12 protein-coding genes and 1 pseudogene are annotated in these 18,071 nt (G+C 61.3%); 9 read left to right on the top strand and 4 right to left on the bottom strand.

The features are described 5' to 3' along the window. Positions 1 to 383: 383 nt before the first annotated feature. The 3 genes and pseudogenes from ACXJKO_RS21980 to ACXJKO_RS21970 form a co-directional block, all read right to left on the bottom strand. Positions 384 to 722 (bottom strand): annotated as a pseudogene (locus ACXJKO_RS21980) (transposase); the annotation flags it as partial. 550 nt (positions 723 to 1,272) lie between these two features. Then, positions 1,273 to 1,512 carry a DUF6489 family protein gene (locus ACXJKO_RS21975; protein WP_457093203.1) on the bottom strand — a complete coding sequence of 80 codons (240 nt, stop codon included), beginning with the start codon at positions 1,510 to 1,512 and terminating at the stop codon, positions 1,273 to 1,275. A gap of 120 nt (positions 1,513 to 1,632) precedes the next feature. Continuing rightward, a complete protein-coding gene (locus ACXJKO_RS21970) occupies positions 1,633 to 3,477 on the bottom strand; it encodes a PHA/PHB synthase family protein (protein ID WP_457093202.1) in 1,845 nt (614 codons plus the stop codon). Positions 3,478 to 3,910: 433 nt separating this feature from the next. Between ACXJKO_RS21970 and ACXJKO_RS21965 the strand changes: the two genes are divergently transcribed. After that, on the top strand, positions 3,911 to 4,105 hold the full coding sequence (locus tag ACXJKO_RS21965; RefSeq protein WP_457093201.1) for a hypothetical protein: 195 nt from the start codon (positions 3,911 to 3,913) through the stop codon (positions 4,103 to 4,105). A gap of 228 nt (positions 4,106 to 4,333) precedes the next feature. Here the strand turns inward: ACXJKO_RS21965 and ACXJKO_RS21960 are convergent, their stop codons facing one another. Continuing rightward, on the bottom strand, positions 4,334 to 5,308 hold the full coding sequence (locus tag ACXJKO_RS21960; protein ID WP_457093200.1) for a TAXI family TRAP transporter solute-binding subunit: 975 nt from the start codon (positions 5,306 to 5,308) through the stop codon (positions 4,334 to 4,336). Between the two features lie 443 nt (positions 5,309 to 5,751). On the opposite strand from ACXJKO_RS21960, the gene aceE reads away from it, so the two are divergent. The 8 genes from aceE to ACXJKO_RS21920 all read left to right on the top strand — a co-directional run. Next, positions 5,752 to 8,412: a pyruvate dehydrogenase (acetyl-transferring), homodimeric type gene (gene aceE, locus ACXJKO_RS21955; RefSeq protein ID WP_457093199.1), complete on the top strand. Its 2,661-nt coding sequence runs from the start codon at positions 5,752 to 5,754 to the stop codon at positions 8,410 to 8,412. A 69-nt stretch (positions 8,413 to 8,481) separates the two neighbouring features. Beyond that, on the top strand, positions 8,482 to 9,750 hold the full coding sequence (aceF, locus tag ACXJKO_RS21950) for a dihydrolipoyllysine-residue acetyltransferase (protein ID WP_457093198.1): 1,269 nt from the start codon (positions 8,482 to 8,484) through the stop codon (positions 9,748 to 9,750). 27 nt (positions 9,751 to 9,777) lie between these two features. Next, positions 9,778 to 11,931: a dihydrolipoyl dehydrogenase gene (lpdA, locus tag ACXJKO_RS21945; protein WP_457093197.1), complete on the top strand. Its 2,154-nt coding sequence runs from the start codon at positions 9,778 to 9,780 to the stop codon at positions 11,929 to 11,931. A gap of 50 nt (positions 11,932 to 11,981) precedes the next feature. After that, entirely contained in the window at positions 11,982 to 12,389 is a 408-nt protein-coding gene (locus ACXJKO_RS21940) for a phasin family protein (protein ID WP_457093196.1), read from the top strand. 81 nt (positions 12,390 to 12,470) lie between these two features. Continuing rightward, positions 12,471 to 14,816 (top strand): NADP-dependent malic enzyme, encoded by a 2,346-nt coding sequence (locus ACXJKO_RS21935; RefSeq protein WP_457093195.1) that lies wholly within the window; start codon positions 12,471 to 12,473, stop codon positions 14,814 to 14,816. Positions 14,817 to 14,843: 27 nt separating this feature from the next. Next, a complete protein-coding gene (locus ACXJKO_RS21930) occupies positions 14,844 to 16,223 on the top strand; it encodes a dicarboxylate/amino acid:cation symporter (RefSeq protein ID WP_457093194.1) in 1,380 nt (459 codons plus the stop codon). Between the two features lie 27 nt (positions 16,224 to 16,250). Next, positions 16,251 to 17,633 (top strand): NAD(P)/FAD-dependent oxidoreductase, encoded by a 1,383-nt coding sequence (locus ACXJKO_RS21925; RefSeq protein ID WP_457093193.1) that lies wholly within the window; start codon positions 16,251 to 16,253, stop codon positions 17,631 to 17,633. Positions 17,634 to 17,679: 46 nt separating this feature from the next. Continuing rightward, positions 17,680 to 18,071, top strand: a 392-nt coding sequence (locus ACXJKO_RS21920) for a thiolase family protein (protein WP_457093192.1), incomplete at its 3' end; no start/stop codon positions are given.

The following is an 18,071-nucleotide window of genomic DNA, read 5'->3' as shown; positions in this document are numbered from 1 at the left end:
AGCATCGCCCCGCCCTCGTCCATAAGGCGGGTGAAGAACGCGTGCGTCTCGTCGTCAGCGATTCCCACCTGATGGTCGACGCAGCCGTCCAGGGTGACGTTGATGCTGAAGGTCAATAGGCCCATGCGGCGATCCTAAGCCATGCGCTCGAAAAAGCGTAGGGCTATTGCTCGAGGTCTATGTTCAACTTCTGCAATAAGTGAATGCGGGCCTAGACGGCTGATGACTATGCGGCCGGCACGAAGGCCCGCTTACGACCGGCCCATGAATGTCCGCTTCTGGCAGATTTCGTTGAAAAAGTCGGTATCCAAACGGGCTGAGACAGCGATGCAGCTTGCCTTGTTGAGGTTAGGATTGTGGCGAGGTGTATCCTTTGGGCCTTCTCAGGCTCCTTGGGTCATATGGGGCCCTGGTGAAGTGACCAGTTTGGCGAGCTTTCGCAGGTTCTGAGCCGTTGCCGCCAGCAGGAACTCGTCTTGAGCCCCGCACGGACCGCGTAACCGCAGACGTCCCATCTTGAGGATGCGCTTGAGATGCGCAAACAGCATCTCGATGCGCTTGCGACCTTGGCGCAACCGCTCGAAGGCCGGCGTTCCCCTCAAGGAGCGCGCGACCTCCCGGGCATGCTCATAGATACTGCGCGTGATCCTGCGGGCTGGCGTGTTCGGGCAGCAGCGCTCCTTCAGGCGACACGAACCACAGTCAAAGGTGCTGCCCAGATAAAGCCTGTTCGTGCCCTCGTTGACGATCCGGCCGCTGGTCCAGCGCGCTCACCAATCTTCCCAGTGACTTAGCGCATATATCGGCTGCGCTGCGACGGGGCTTAGTACCACCGAGGTACCACGCGCCGAGGTCAAGCGCTCCTGAGAATCCTCTAAGGGTGGATTTCGACGGGATCTCGGTCGTTGTGCTCCCATAGCTTCCAAGCGCTTTTATCGATAGCTTAGTCAGACCGCCGGCTCCCGGTTTAGCAATCAGAGCAAGGTTTAGGTCACCACGCCATCTCAATGGTAGGCCTCAGGTTGAAAAATCGGATGTGGCCGCTTTTGATCCGACAGCGAACTTTTACCGGCCGCGCTTAGGGACTATCTCTGATCGCTTTAGACCTCCGCATTATGGAAGCAGTTCGGCCTTAGACCGGGCCATGATCGTCCCCATGCCAAGCACCCATCTTGACCGGACCGTTGCAAGCGGGATCTCGGTTTCGTCCTCTAACGAGATCCTCAGCCAATAAAGGGGCCGATTGTCAGCAGCCGAGCAATCCTATTCCACTTACTCTCGCTTTGTCCCAGTCATTTGCGACATAAAGATCTCCTGCATCTGCTCAAACCCTTTCAGGGTCGCCGGCAGCCAGGTTCTCAGCATGGCTTCCGGCTCCATAGCCCGGATGTTCGCGGTCATGTGGTCCTGCACCTCTCGCATGAGTTGCTCTTGCATCGGCTTCACGTCCGGCAGCCCCAGGAAGGCTCGGGCCTCCTCAGGCGTGCACTCAACATCCATGGTGATCTTCATCTGACATCCTGCTCCAGCATCAACAGATGGGCTGCCGAACGGTGGTCGCGTATATCGCTACTGAGGTCGACCAAACCGGGCTACGCTGCGCGATTTGTCCTCGGATTGGCCTCGGCCATTCTACTTTTCCATCACATAGGTGCCGGGCGCATCCAGCAGGGGTGGATACTTCGCGCTGCCCATGGTTGGTGGTGCGCTCTTTCGGCCCGAGCGGGCAGAAAGCCATGCCGTCCAGTCCGGCCACCAGCTCCCCTCATGGCGGCTGGCACTCTGCAGCCACTGCACCGGGCTGCTCACCGCCCCGTCTCCAGTCTCCCGGGTCCAGTAGGCACCCTTACCGCTCGGCGGGTTGATGATCCCGGCAATGTGGCCGCTGGAGGCGCGCACGAACCTCACGKTCCCGCCGAACAGCTGCGTGATGCGCCAGGCTGCGTCCCAGGGCACGATGTGGTCTTTCTCCGCACCCACAGCATAGGTGTCCTGACGAATACGGCCGAGATCAAGCGCCTCGCCCTTGAGTGTGATCTTGCCGGGCTCGATCAGATTGTTCTCAACGTAAGTGTTGCGCAGATACCAGCTGTGGGCGGCGCGAGCCATCCGGGTGCCGTCGCTGTTCCAGTACAGAAGGTCAAACGCCGGTGGCTTGCTGCCCATCAGGTAGTTGTTGACCACGTTAGCCCAGATCAGGTCGTTCGAGCGCAGCAGGTTGAACATGTTCGACATCTCACGGCTGTCGAGATAGCCGCGCTCCATCATTTGCTGTTCGATCAGGTCGATCCCCGGCTCGTCCATGAAGACGGCAGTGTCGCCCACGCGTGAGAAATCCTGCAGGGAGACCATGAAGCTGGCAGAGTTAAACCGCTTGTCACCCTTGGCCGCGAGGACAGCCAACGTCATCGTCAGCAGCGTTCCACCGATGCAATAGCCCATGGCGTTCAACGTGGGGCTGCCGGTGATCTCGCGCACGACGTCACTGGCCTCGAGGGGACCGAGATCCATGTAGTCCTCGATGCCGATCTCATCCATGGACGCGTCCGGGTTCTTCCAGGAGATGAGGAAGACCGTGAACCCTTGCTCAACCAGGTAGCGCACCAGACTGTTCTTCGGCTGCAGGTCGAGGATGTAGTACTTGTTGATCCAGGGCGGCAGGATCAGCAGCGGCGTCTTGTGGGCCTTCGTAGTTGTCGGCGCGTACTGGATCAGCTCCATCAGGCGATTGCGGTGGACCACCTTTCCGGGGGTAAGAGCAAGATTGCGCCCTGGAGCGAAGGCTTCCATGTCGACCATGCTGAGGCGCCCGGCGTTGAGATCAGCCATCAGGTTGGCGGCGCCAGCCGCAACACTCGTTCCGCCTGTCTCGGCAGCCCTTTGCAGAGCGGCGGGGTTCGACAACAGCATCAGCGTGGGGCTCATGGCGTCCACGAACTGTCGCAGATGGAAGCTGATGCGCTGCTGCTCGGCCTCGTCCATGCCCTCCACGTCGCCCTGCTGCAGGAGCCAGTCCGACGCGAGCAGATAAATCTGTTGGAGGGTGCGATAAACGGGGTTCGTGTGCCACTCAGGGGCGGCGAACCGCTTGTCTGGTGCGGTAGACGAGGGGCCTTTCACAGAGGACGCGCCCGCAAGACCCAACCATCGCCGCCCTGTCTCCTGCCACACGTCAAGCGCGGAACGCCAAACATCATGGTTGAGGTCCACTACCGCCAAGGCTGTGCTGGGCTTACTCAGCGAGCGCAGCCAGACGATGCGCAACGCCCGGGCGATCTCGGCCCAGTCGACGGGCACGACCTCGCGCAGAGGATTGGCGTTCCACATCTGGTCGATGGAGCGCAGTGTGGGATCCTGTGACAGGTTCCTCTGGAGTTGATCGACACCTCCGGCGATCAGGCCCGAAGCGGGGTTGTCGGTTGTCATCTGCCACCACGCCGTGCCTGGATCAGCCAGAGCCTTTGCTGGGGCGGACATCTGGTCCATCCATGAGGCCCAAACACCCAGCATTACGTCGGGTCCCGGCATGTTCCCGCTTACCTGCGCTTGCGTCTTGTGACTGTCCTCGCCGGCCATGAGCTTCCTCCAAAGTGTCCTTGCGTCTCTTTTGGCCAGTCTTCGCCATGAGGCGCCCAGTCCTGCTCCGCGACCCAGCAGAAACTGTCCACGGAAGCCAAGTGAGGTGACTTTCCAAGCGATGTTATCTCTTGCGTCAGCTGCGCGAGTGCACGGTCATGAGACAACGCACCAACGTACTGGACAGGTTCATGTGCGCCGATGCCATTGTGTCTTATCATGTGAGCGCAACAGAGCTGCCTTGTTTCCACCGCTCCTGACGAGCGGTTACTCAATGAACTCGCGCAACATTGCCGCGTTAGTCCGAGAGTTCAGAGAAAATGCGGGCACTGCCATGGCAAAACCTCAGGATCAGCCGGCCACGCAAGATAAGCCAAAACTGAGCCCCGGAGATGTGGCTGAACCCGGTACGCCGGGGACGGGTGAGGATGTCTGCCCCGACTGCAAGGGCTCTGGCCAAATCGGCTCCGCGCCCTGCGCCACCTGCGGAGGCACGGGCAAGGTGACTGAGGGGATTGGTGGCGGGTAGAATATCTTGAGCAGCTGGGGACTGACCGATATTGAAGAATGCGGACTACTCAGGAAGAGCTTTCGCAAAAGTTGCTCTGAGTCAACGAAGAAGAATCCGATAGCAGGCTGTAGGCCCTGTCATGGGATCTTTCTCGAGATGGACAGAGCAGCGTCAAGTTAGTCGATAGAACACGACTTTGCGCTATCACTTGACGCATAGGACACTTTCACTTCCTCACGAATCTGCTCAATCACCTCGAATGACGCCGAGAACACCTTTGTTCTGATACCAGCGGCTTGCTCCGTCGTGAAACGGCAGAAAGGTATTGCGGGTGAAGTTCCCCGGTACCGTCTCGGCCGCGGCTGAGTGGACCTGGACCAGCTCGTCATGGTTCGCGAAGACCGCCTCAAGGATTGCGTAAGCGAGATCCGCGGGAACATCACGATGAGCGACCGCGAAGTTGTAAAGCCCGACCGTCCCGTAGTTGCTCCTCAGGGACGGGTAGGCACCTGCTCCAACCACAGAAGCCCCAAGTTCCGGCATGGAGAGACGCAGATCGAGGATCTGTTGCACAGTAAGTGGAACGTAACGGACCTTTCCCTTTTGTTCGAGATCAATAAACGAAGGAAATGGAACGCCCGCTGCGACTGCGAGGGCATCGAGACTTCCAGCCTGTACCTGGTTCGCCAAGTCGGCCCAGTCGCCATGAGCAAGTGAGGCGTCAACTTTCAAAACCTTGAAGAATTCGGGAATGTAGGCTCCCGATGTACCACCCTGCGGGCCAATGCCGACGCGCTTGCCGTTGAGTTCGCCCACTGAGCGGATGCCGGACTCCTCGCGGACCATGAACTGGAATGGCGTGTCGTACATGGGGAACAGAGCACGCATCGTTCTCAGCTGTTTGCCTCCGGTCCAAGGAGCTGATCCGTTCCAGCCCTGCAGAGCGACACCAAGTGTAACAAACCCGATCTGGATCTCGCCAGCCTCCAGTAAGACGATGTTCTGCCCTGGTCCTTCAGTTGCCCGGGCCGTTACTGGAAGGTTTAGGGCGCGGGTCAGGATGCGCGCCAGCCCTTCGCCATAGGCATAGTACGTCCCTCCAGGGGAGGCTGTGCCGATCGTCAGTGACGGGGGCCAATGCGGCTCTACGGCCGAAGCGGGCCGATGGACCGCATACACCACCAGAAGCATCGCGAAGATTTTCGCAGCGAATCGAAGCATGGGAACCTTCCTCGCTTTTGATGAGGCGGTGCCGGTTCAAGATATCCCGCATTACTGGAACACAGTCTTTCCTAAACACTCCAGATTGTGAAGCGATATTGTGAACCAATCGCATGAACTGGGTGTCCGACGGCCTGTTCAGCACGGCTGGCTTTCGGCATATGGCTCAGCTTGCCCTGGTCGGGAATACTATCGACTGGCTCTACTCAACACCTGCAATGTCTATAACCTGAACTTGTTCAGGTCAGTTTTGATGACCTACAAGAGACCCCATTGCCTTGGATTTTCGCAACCGGAACCGAATACGGTACTGCTGAGTTCACGTTGATCATCTAACCTAAATTAAGTCAACACAGCTGTTCGGCCGAATCCAAGTAATCAGCGTACCCGCGTCTAAGTAATCAGCGCCCCCGCGTCTGACGGGAGGCGCCTGGGAGGTGACGGTGGACCGCAGTCGCGACCTTGATCCGGTCGAGACCAGAGAATGGCTCGACTCGTTGAATGGTGTTCTGGAGGTCGATGGCCCCGACAGAGTCCACTTCCTCTTGGAACAAGTCATAGACGGAGCCCGCCGCAAGGGCGCTCCAGTCCCGTACTCGGCAACGACCCCCTACGTAAATACAATTCCTGTCGAGCGGCAGGAGCCCCATCTCGGTGACAGGGCCATCGAGCACCGGATCCGGTCGGCCATCCGCTGGAACGCTCTCGCCATCGTGCTCAAGGCCAACAAGGAATCGTCCGAACTCGGAGGCCACATTGCCAGCTTCCAGTCGGCTGCAACCCTCTACGACACCGGCTTTATGCATTTCTGGCGGGCGGCCTCCGATGAACATGGCGGTGATCTCGTCTACATCCAAGGGCACTCCTCACCGGGCATCTATGCTCGTGCCTTCCTCGAGGGCCGTCTTACGGAGGAGCAACTCCTCAGCTTCCGTCAGGAGGTCGACGGCAAGGGCCTGTCGTCGTATCCGCACCCGTGGCTGATGCCTGACTTCTGGCAGTTCCCGACTGTTTCAATGGGGTTGGGGCCCCTCATGGCGATCTACCAGGCCCGCTTTCTCAAGTACCTGCACTTCCGCGGCTTGGCTCAAACCGAGGAACGCAAGGTCTGGGCCTTCATGGGTGACGGTGAGATGGATGAGCCGGAAAGCCTCGGCGCGATCTCGCTCGCCGGACGCGAGAAACTCGATAACCTCATCTTCGTCATCAACTGCAACCTGCAGCGCCTCGACGGACCGGTGCGGGGCAACGGTAAGATCGTCCAGGAACTCGAGGCTAACTTCCGGGGCGCCGGCTGGAACGTCCTCAAGGTGCTGTGGGGCTCGGGCTGGGATGCGCTGTTTGCTAAGGACACGAGCGGTCTGCTTGTGAAGCTGATGGAGGAATGTGTCGACGGCGAGTACCAAGACTTCAAGTCTAAGGACGGCGCCTATATCCGCGAGCATTTTTTTGGTCGCTATCCGGAAACCTTGGCGCTGGTCGCCAACATGTCGGACGACGAGATCTGGAAGCTCACCCGCGGCGGGCATGACCCGAGCAAGGTCTATGCAGCCTACGCGGCCGCCGTCAAGCACAAGGGCCAGCCCACGCTCATCTTGGCCAAGACTGTCAAGGGCTATGGCATGGGCGAAGCTGGCGAGGGCCAGAATATCACCCATCAGCAGAAGAAGATGGGCGAGGCGGTGCTGCGCCAGTTCCGCGACCGTTTTCAGATCAATCTCACAGACCAGCAACTCAGGGACATTCCCTTTATCCGCTTTGCCGAAGACAGCCCGGAGATGCAGTATCTGCGAGCCCGCCGGGAGGCGCTCGGCGGCTATCTGCCGTCGCGCCGGCGCAAATCCGATTCTTTGAACGTGCCCCCGCTCTCCGCCTTCGAGGCGCAGCTCAAGGCGACGGATGGACGCGAGATCTCAACCACGATGGCGTTCGTGCGCGTCCTCAACACGCTGCTGCGCGACAAGACTATCGGCAAGCACGTGGTACCGATTGTGCCGGACGAGAGCCGCACCTTCGGCATGGAAGGGATGTTCCGCCAGTTCGGCATCTTCTCCCAGGTGGGCCAGCTCTACCGGCCTGAGGACGCCAACCAGCTCATGTTCTACAAGGAGGACCGGTCCGGCCAGATGCTCCAGGAGGGCATCAATGAGGCTGGCGCCATGTCGTCCTGGATCGCAGCTGCGACGGCATATTCCACGTCGAACACGCCGATGATCCCGTTCTACGTCTACTACTCCATGTTCGGCTTCCAACGGGTCGGTGATCTCGCCTGGGCGGCCGGCGATCTTAGGGCACGGGGCTTTCTGATCGGTGGCACGGCGGGACGCACCACGCTGAACGGAGAAGGCCTGCAGCACGAGGATGGCCACAGCCATCTGTTCTCGGCCACGATTCCCAACTGTGTTTCCTATGACCCGACCTTCTCGTATGAGGTTGCCGTCATTGTCCAGGACGGCCTGCGCCGGATGTATGCCGAACAGGAGGACGTCTTCTATTACCTGACGGTGATGAACGAGAACTACGAGCATCCCGCCATGCCTGAGGATGCTCAAGGCGGCATCCTGAAAGGCATGTACCTGTTCCGGGAAGGGCAGGGGCCAAAGAAAGCCCCGCGGGTGCAACTCCTCGGCAGCGGCACGATCCTGCGCGAGGTGATTGCAGCCGCTGATTTGCTCGCTCAAGACTTCAACGTCTCAGCAGATGTGTGGAGTTGCCCGAGCTTTACGGAACTCGCCCGCGAGGCGATGACGGTCGAGCGTTGGAACTTGCTTCATCCGACAGAAGAGGCGCGCAAGTCCCATGTCGAAACCTGTCTCGAGGGCCATGAGGGGCCAGTCGTTGCTGCGACCGACTACATGCGCGCCTTTGCCAACCAGATCCGGCCGTTCGTGCCGCGCCGCTACCGCGTGCTCGGCACAGATGGGTTCGGCCGCTCCGATTATCGCAAGCGCCTGCGCGATTTCTTCGAGGTCGACCGCCGCTGGATCGCAGTGGCGGCGCTCAAAACCCTTGCCGACGAGGGAACGGTGAAGCCCGCCGTCGTGGCTGAGGCCCTCGCCCGGTACGGCATCAACACGGAGAAGTCCGCACCCTGGACAGTCTGAGCATCGCGTAGAGAAGTCATCGAAATGGCGACCCGCCCAACGAGGTCGTCTGATCGGAGGAGGAACGCCGTGACAACCGAGGTGAAGATCCCTGACATTGGCGACTACAAGGATGTGCCGATCGTCGAGGTGCACGTCAAAGAGGGGGATCCTGTCAACATGGATGATCCTCTCATCTCACTTGAGTCCGACAAAGCCACCATGGAGGTGCCGGCGCCCTCCGCCGGGGTCGTCGAGAAACTGCTGATCAAGCTGGGGGACAAGGTTAGCGAGGGCCATCCCATAGTGCTGCTGAAGGATGGCGACGCCACGGTACCCGAGCCACCGTCGCTGATCGAGCAGCAGGAGCCAACCACCCCGCCCGACCGTGCGCCATCGCCGCCGGCTACAGCCCCCGCGAAGCCGAACGGTCCAGGAGTCCAGGCGGACTTCGGGCAGGTGCATGCCAGTCCGAGTGTGCGGCGCCTGGCGCGTGAGCTCGAGATCGATCTTGGAACCATCCGCGGGACCGGCGAGAAGGGCCGGATCACCAAGGACGATGTGAAGGCTATCCTCCGAGGCCCGGCCGCGCCGGTCTCGGCGCCTGCTCCGGTGAGCGGGATGGGTATCCCCGAAATCCCAGCGGTCGACTTCTCCAAGTTCGGTCCGATCGAGACGCGCCCGCTGCCGCGCATCAAGAAGATCTCGGGCCCGCACCTTCATCGCGCCTGGCTCAACGTGCCGCTTGTCACGCATCAGGACGAGGCCGACATCACCGAGACGGACGTCTACCGTAAGGAGCTCGATGCTGCCGCCAAGGACAAGGGCTATCGCGTTACGCTGCTCGCTTTCCTGATGAAAGCCTCCGTGTCGGCGCTTAAGGAGTTCCCGGAGTTTAATGCCTCGCTGAGCCCCAAGAAGGACGCCCTGATCCTCAAGCAGTACTATCATGTTGGGGTGGCGGTCGACACACCGGAAGGGTTGGTCGTGCCGATAATCCGCGATGTTGATCGCAAGGGCATTGGCGACATCAGCCAGGAACTTGGCGCAGTGTCGAAGAAGGCTCGCGATGGCAAGCTCGGGGCAGCTGACATGCAGGGGGCCTCCTTCACGATCTCGAGCCTTGGAGGCATCGGCGGCACGGCCTTCACGCCGCTCGTCAACGCGCCCGAGGTTGCGATCCTGGGGGTTGTCCGCTCCCGGATGGCGCCGGTCTGGGATGGCGAGACCTTCCAGCCGCGGCTGATGCTGCCGCTCTCGGTGTCGTACGACCACCGGGTGATTGATGGAGCCCTGGCGGCCCGGTTCACACGCCATCTCGCCCATGTGCTGGAGGATGTTCGCCGCTTGGTTCTCTGACCCGACCCGCGCCTGGGAGACAATGTGATGAGCACGATGACCGAGATCCACCTGCCTGACATCGGTGACTTCAAAGACGTCCCGGTCATCGAGGTGCATGTTCACCCCGGCAGCAAGATCAACATCGATGACACCCTGATCACGTTGGAATCCGACAAGGCGACCATGGACATTCCGGCCACGGCAGCGGGCACTGTCCGCGAGGTCAGGGTGAAGACGGGCGACCGGGTCTCGCAAGGCGATCTGATCGTCACTCTGGACGCGGAGGGAGCACCCGCCACTCCGCCCAAGGAGCGGATCAAGGAAGAGGCTGCTCCTTCCCCCGGCCCAAGCCAAGCCGGCTACGGCAGTCCCAGCGGGGTGTATGAGGCAATCGAGGTCAGGATCCCTAACATCGGCGACTACACGAACGTGCCGATCATCGAAGTCCATGTGCAGCCGGGAGCCACCATCAAGCTGGACGATCCTTTGATCACACTGGAGTCCGACAAGGCGACGATGGAGTTGCCTGCGGCTCAGAGCGGCACTATCAGAGAGGTCAAGGTCAAAGTGGGGGACCGCGTCTCCCAGGACGACGTGATCGCCATTATCGAGGCCAATGCAGGTGCCGCTGCTGTACCGCTCGCCGATCATGCCCCCGGGCAAGGTCAGGCAGGCTACGGATCATCAGCGCTTGAGGCCCGGGCTGGACCGAAAGGGGACGGGCATCGGGCTCCCGCGCCCGCTCCAAAGCCACCGGTCGCAGCGGCAGGAGACTTCCATGCCGAGGTGCTGGTGCTCGGGGCAGGGCCGGGCGGCTATACCGCTGCCTTCCGGGCTGCGGATCTGGGCAAGAACGTCGTACTGGTGGACCGATGGCCGAGCCTTGGAGGCGTCTGCCTGAACGTAGGCTGCATTCCCTCCAAGGCACTCCTGCACGCCGCCAAGGTCATTGACGAGACAAGGAGCATGGGTGCTCACGGGATCAGCTTTGCTGAACCTTCTATCGACATCGAGAAGCTGCGTGGCTGGAAGGATGGGGTCGTGAAGCGGCTCACGGGAGGCCTGGCCGGTCTCGCCAAACAGCGCAAGGTGACGGTAGTGCCAGGCGTCGGGCGGTTCTTGTCCACGAACCAGTTGGAGGTCAGGTCGGAGGAGGGGTCAACAATGATTGTGAGCTTCGATCAGGCGATCATCGCGGCCGGATCGGAGCCGGTGACACTCCCCTTCATCCCGCATGATGATCCACGCGTGATCGACTCCACGGGAGCGCTCGAGCTGGACGGTGTCCCGCAGCGGCTCCTGGTCATCGGCGGCGGCATCATTGGCCTGGAAATGGCGACCGTCTATCACGCGCTCGGCGCCAAGGTGACGGTCGTCGAACTGATGGACCAGATCATTCCAGGAGCCGACAAGGACATCGCCACGCCGCTGATGAAGCGGATCTCGAAGCAGTATGAGGCCATCCATCTCAAGGCCAAGGTCATCAAAGTCGATGCCAACGGGCAGGGACTGACTGTGCATTTCGAGGGCGGCAGCGCCCCGGCCACGGACACTTTCGATAAGATCCTCGTGGCGGTCGGCCGCAAGCCGAACGGCAAGCTGATCGGAGCAGAGAATGCCGGCATTGCGGTGGACGCACACGGCTTCATCCCTGTGGACCGGCAGATGCGCACCAACGTTCCGCACATCTTCGCCATCGGCGATATCGTCGGCCAGCCGATGCTGGCCCACAAGGCCGTGCACGAGGGCAAGGTTGCGGCCGAGACGGCAGCCGGCAAGAACGTGTTCTTCGACGCCAAGGTGATCCCGTCGGTCGCCTACACCGATCCGGAAGTGGCCTGGGTCGGGCTGACCGAGAACGAGGCCAAGGCGAAGGGGGTCAAATACGGCAAAGGTGTGTTCCCTTGGGCCGCGAGCGGCCGCTCGCTGTCACTTGGACGCGACGAGGGTCTCACTAAGGTTCTGTTCGACGAAGCCACAGACCGGATCATTGGCTGCAGCATCGTCGGACCATCCGCGGGTGACCTGATCGCCGAGGCGGCGCTTGCCATCGAGATGGGGGCGGATGCGCAGGACATCGGGCTGACCATTCACCCGCACCCGACCCTCTCGGAAACGATCGGAATGGCAGCCGAAGCCTTCGAGGGCACGATCACGGACCTCTACATGCCCAAGAAGGAGCCAAAGAAGGCGCACTGAGCCAACGTGGGGACGCACACAGAACGACATGCCAACGGAAGGAGATAGTCATGGCCGGAAAACAGGGTTCAACGACGGGAAACACCAATGCCGCCGGCGTGCCTGAACAAGTGAGACAGGCGGCTGAGACCACCCTCGCCCAAGCTAAGCAGGCGGTAGACCAGTACCTGCAGCAGGCCGCGAACCTTCAGGAGAAGGTCGAGTCCTCCGTGCAGGCGGCGCAGGCAGGCGCACGTGATATGAACCGGAATGTGCTGGCTGCGGCTGAGGCCAACATCAATGCCACCTTCGATTTTGCCCAGCAACTTGTGCGCGCCAAGGATCCGCAGGAGATGGCCGCTCTGCAGCAGACGTTTCTTCAACAGCAGTTCGAGCGAGTGAAGACCCAGATGCAGGAGGTCGGTGGCGCCGCGCGCACAGCAGCCGACATGGGCGCTGGAGCACGTCCAAAGGGCTAGCCTGCCGAGGGCGGCCCGATGCGGCCTCCGGACCTGAAACCGCAACCACCCCCTTGATATCTCGCACTTAGAGAGGCGATCATGAACCAGAAAGTAAACTTCAAGGCAGCAGGTGGCGAGGTTAGTCAAGCGGAGCCGAACGCTGACGAGCTCCTCGTTAAGGCAGCGCTCGACTATCATCGTTTCCCGACTCCTGGGAAGATCACGGTTCTACCGACCAAGGACATGACCACGCAGCGCGACCTCGCACTGGCCTACTCTCCTGGCGTGGCCGCCGCGTGCCTGGCGATCAAGGATGATCCGCTCGAGGCCGCGAACCTGACATCGCGCGGGAACCTGGTCGCCGTGATCTCCAATGGCACGGCCGTGCTGGGCTTGGGCAATATTGGGGCGCTGGCCGGCAAGCCCGTCATGGAAGGCAAGGGCTGCCTGTTCCGCAAGTTTGCTGGCATCGATGTGTTCGATATCGAGATCGACGAGACCGACCCGGACAAGCTCATCGACATCATCGCCTCGCTTGAGCCGACCTTCGGCGGCATCAACCTCGAGGACATCAAAGCGCCGGAATGCTTCGTGATCGAGACGAAGCTGCGCGAGCGCATGAAGATCCCGGTCTTCCACGACGATCAGCATGGGACAGCGATCGTCGCTGCAGCGGCCGTCCTCAACGGCCTGCAGGTGGTCGGCAAGCGCATCGAGGACGTCAAGCTCGTCTGCTCAGGAGCCGGCGCGGCGGCGATCGCGTGTCTCAACATCCTGGTTGGCCTCGGCGTTCGCAAGGAGAACATCCTCATCACCGACTCCAAGGGGGTCGTGTACCAAGGTCGCACCGAGGCCATGGATGAGCAGAAGGCGCAATATGCCCGTTCGACCTCGGCTCGGACCCTCGGCGAGATCGTCGAGGGTGCCGACATTTTCCTTGGTCTCTCGGCTGCTGGTGTTCTCAAGCCCGAGATGGTGAAGGCTATGGCGGAGAGGCCGCTGATCCTGGCCCTCGCCAATCCCGACCCGGAGATCCGGCCGGAGCTTGCGAAAGAGGTCCGGCCCGATGCCATCATCGCGACCGGGCGCTCAGACTATCCCAACCAGGTCAACAACGTTCTCTGCTTCCCTTTCATCTTCCGTGGCGCCCTCGACGTGGGCGCCAGTACCATCAATGAGGAGATGAAGCTCGCAGCAGTCCGGGCGATCGCCGAGCTCGCGCAGGCCGAGCAGTCCGACGTCGTGACAGCGGCTTACGGCACGCAGGACATCAGCTTCGGCCCTGATTATCTCATCCCGCGCCCGTTCGACCCACGGCTGATCACGAAGGTCGCGCCGGCCGTCGCCCAGGCGGCGATGGAGAGCGGCATTGCGACCCGGCCGCTGCCGGACCTCGAGGAGTATCGGCGGTCCCTCCAGCGGTTTGTCTACACCTCCGGAACGGTGATGCAGCCGGTCTTTGCGGCGGCCGCCGAGTCCGGCCGCAAGCGCATTGTATACGCGGAAGGCGAGGACGACCGTGTCCTTCGCGCCGCCCAAGTGGTAGTTGACGAGAGCCTTGCAACGCCAATCCTGGTGGGTCGGCCGGACCTGATCGCCCGGAAAATCTCAGCACTGGGCCTTCGCCTGCAACCCGGCCGCGACATCGAGATCGCCAGCTTCGACGATCATGACGCTGTGGCTGACGCCGCAGAGTCCTATTATCAGCGACGCAAGCGGCTCGGTCTGTCCCGCGATGTCGCGGCGGCCGAGATGCGACGCAACAGCACCCTCATTGGAGCGATGCTACTCTGCGGCGGCAAGGCGGACGGGCTCCTGTGCGGGACGGTCGGAGCCTACGCCCAGCATCTGCGCTACGTTGAGGAGGTGATCGGACTGGCGGAGGGCGCCCATAGCTTCGCCGCGATGAGCCTGCTCCAGTTACCGCGGCATACACTGTTCATATGCGATCCCTACATCCACCTCGACCCGACAGCCGAGGAGATCGCCGATATGGCTATTCTGGCCGCGGCCGAGCTGAGGCGCTTTGGCCAGACACCGCGCGTCGCCCTCGTGTCGCACTCTAACTTCGGGACCGCCAACGATCCGTCGGCACGCAAGATGCGGGACGCGCTCGAACTGATCAATCGCCGCGCCCCAGATCTCGAAGTAGAAGGCGAGATGCATGCCGATGCGGCGCTCAGCAGGCCGCTGCTCAACCGCATCTTCCCGGATGCGCGGCTTTCGGCCGAGGCCAACCTCCTGATCATGCCGAACCTGGATGCAGCAAACGCCACCTTCAATGCCCTCAAGATTGTCGCTGGGCAGGGGATCAGCGTCGGGCCGATCCTGCTCGGTGCCGCCAAGCCAGTCCATATCCTCACCCCCACGGCAACGGTGAGGGGAATCGTGAACATGACCGCACTGACGGCAGTGGCGGCTGGATCAGCGGCGCAGACTGGCTGATCGGATCACTTTGATGGAGGACACGACATGGCAACGGTAACCCCGACAACGGCGGTTCTGGGATCCCACCACCAAGGCCGGTGGTATCAGCACCTCTACGTCCAAGTACTCACGGCGATTCTGCTGGGTGTCCTCTTGGGCCACTTCTATCCCTCCCTCGGCGAAGCGATGAAGCCCTTGGGCGACGCCTTCATCAAGATGATCAAGATGCTCATTGCCCCGATCATCTTCTTCACGGTCGTGCATGGCATCGCGAGCATGAAGGACATGAAGAAGGTCGGTCGGGTCGGCCTGAAGGCTCTCATCTATTTCGAGGTCGTGACAACACTCGCTCTCGTGATCGGATTGATCGTGGTCAACCTGTGGCAGCCGGGCGTCGGCATGAATGTCGATCTCTCCCGCGTCGACACCTCGTCAATCGCGACCTACACCACGAAGGCCAAAGACCAGAGTACCATCGGGTTCCTGATGGAGATCATCCCATCGACGGTTGTTGGCGCCTTTGCGGCCGGTGAAATCCTCCAGGTGCTATTCTTCGCGATCCTGTTCGCCTTCGGCTTGCAGGCATTGGGCTCGCATGGCGAGCCAGTGCTTCGCTTCATCGACATCGTCGGTCACATCTTCTTTCGCATCGTCGGCTTGATCATGAAGCTGGCACCGATTGGCGCATTCGGTGCAATGGCCTTCACGATCGGCAAATACGGCGTGGGAACCCTGCTGTCGCTCGGCAATTTCATGCTCGCCTTTTATACCACCTGCCTGCTGTTCATCTTTGGCGTGCTGGGCGGCATCGCGGCGCTGTGCGGGTTCTCCATCTTCAAGTTCATTAGGTACATCAAGGAGGAATTGCTGATTGTCCTAGGTACCTCATCGTCGGAATCGGTGCTGCCCCGCATGATCGCCAAGATGGAGAACCTGGGCTGCGAGAGCTCTGTGGTCGGGCTCGTGATTCCCACCGGATACTCCTTCAATCTCGATGGCACGTGCATCTATCTGACGATGGCGGCGGTGTTCCTCGCCCAGGCAACCAACACCGACCTGACCCTGTCGCAGGAACTGGGAATCATCCTGATTCTCCTGCTCACCTCAAAGGGAGCGGCCGGTGTCACTGGATCCGGCTTCATTGTGTTGGCCGCGACACTTGCCTCGGTCGGCACAATCCCGGTCGCAAGCATCGCCCTGATCCTTGGTATTGATCGCTTCATGTCGGAAGCGCGGGCGCTCACCAACCTGATCGGCAACGGTCTGGCGACTGTCGTTGTTGCGAAATGGGAAGATGCCCTCGACGAGAAGCGCCTCCACCAGCGCCTGAACCAGGAGACGGATCTTGAGGCCGATGAGCCAGAAACGGTGAAGGTGGCGGATGATGTTGCCGAGGCGGGTGTCCCACAGTCGATTCGGGTGTGACCACTCAACCCAAAGGACGGGATGCTCATGTCCGACCGACATAGTTTGGATACACGCACGGAGCATCAGCAGGAGCCCACCTCGCAGGCCCGTGTGGAGCCGTCTCTCCATCAGATTGTGGTTGTTGGCGGCGGTGCGGCAGGGCTGCAGCTTGTGACCAAGTTGGGAGACCGGCTTGGCCGCCACAGGAAAGCCCAGGTGACGCTCGTCGAACGCTCCAGGACCCATATCTGGAAACCTCTTCTGCATGAGGTTGCGGCTGGCAGCATGGATGTCGGCCACCATGCCGTCGACTATCTGGCGCAGGCGCACCGGCATCATTTCCGCTACCGGATCGGCGAGATGATAGGCCTTGATCGCGATAGGCAGGAAGTATTCCTCGCCGCCAGCTTCGACTCTGAAGGCCGGGAGGTTACCCCGGCCCGCTCCTTCCGTTATGACACGTTGGTCATCGCTGTGGGCAGCGGGAGCAACGACTTCGGCACCCCAGGCGTAAAGGAGCATGCCATCACGTTGGATACGCCGGATCAGGCGGTGCGGTTTCATCAACGCTTGGTCAACAGTCTCATTCGAGCCCACGCGCAGCCGGGCCCGGTGCGTCCCGGCCAGTTGCATGTGGCTGTGATCGGCGCTGGCGCAACCGGCACCGAGCTCGCCGCAGAACTGCACCGCGCGACCCGGCACGTTGTCGCCCATGGGCTCGACAGGGTTGACCCGGAGAAAGATCTTAAGATCACCCTCATCGAAGCCGCCGCCCGCATTCTCCCGTCGGTCCCGGAGCGGGTCTCCGAGAGCGTTATGCGCCTGCTCGGGAAGATCGGGGTTGAAGTCCGGACGAAGGCGCGTGTGACGGAGGTCACCGACAAGGGCGTGCATCTTGCTGACGGGAGCTTTGTGCCTTCGGAGCTCGTGGTCTGGGCCGCGGGGGTGAAGGCTCCTGATTTCCTGAAGGATTTGGCGGGGCTTGAGACAAGTCGGAACAATCAGCTCGTGGTCACCCCGACGCTCCAAACCACGCGAGATCCCAACATCTTTGCGCTTGGCGACTGCGCCTATCTCGTCACGCCGGACCTGCCCACGCCAATCCCGCCACGCGCGCAGGCCGCCCATCAGCAGGCATCACATCTCGTCAAACAGATTCAGCGGTACCTTGAAGGGAAACCTCTGCAGCCGTTTCGCTATCGAGACTTTGGTTCGCTGGTGTCGCTTGGCGAGTACAGCACGGTCGGCAACCTGATGGGGTTTGTCCGGGGCAAGGACTTCTTCATCGAAGGCTTGGTGGCCCGCCTGATGTACCAGTCGCTCTACACGATGCATCAGAGGGCGCTTCACGGGACGTCGAAGGTCGCGCTCGATACCACCGCGCGCATGCTGACACGCCGGACCGAACCCCGTATTAAGCTTCATTGACAGGCAAGTTCATAGGCATGCGTCAAACAATACCACAGGAGGAACTATGAGTAACATCGTCATCGTCGGCGCGACGCGTACCGCCGTCGGCTCGTTCAACGGGGCCTTCGCCAACACCCCGGCGCATGAACTGGGCGCCATCGCCATCAAGGCGGCCCTGGAGCGCGCGAAAGTGGACGGCGCGGAGGTGGACGAGGTGATCCTCGGCCAGATCCTCACCGCAGCTCAAGGACAGAACCCGGCCCGCCAGGCGGCCATGGCCGCGGGCGTGCCGCAGGAAAAGACCGCATGGGCGCTCAACCAGCTCTGCGGCTCGGGGCTTCGCACGGTCGCCATCGGCCTGCAGCAGATCGCCAACGGCGACGCCAACATCATCGTGGCCGGCGGCCAGGAATCCATGTCGCTCGCCCCGCACGCGGCCTATATGCGGCCTATATG

It is taken from the genome of Microvirga sp. P5_D2, from assembly GCF_054049475.1.
Note: the sequence above shows the minus strand (reverse complement) of the source record. Positions and strands in the feature narration are given on the sequence as shown.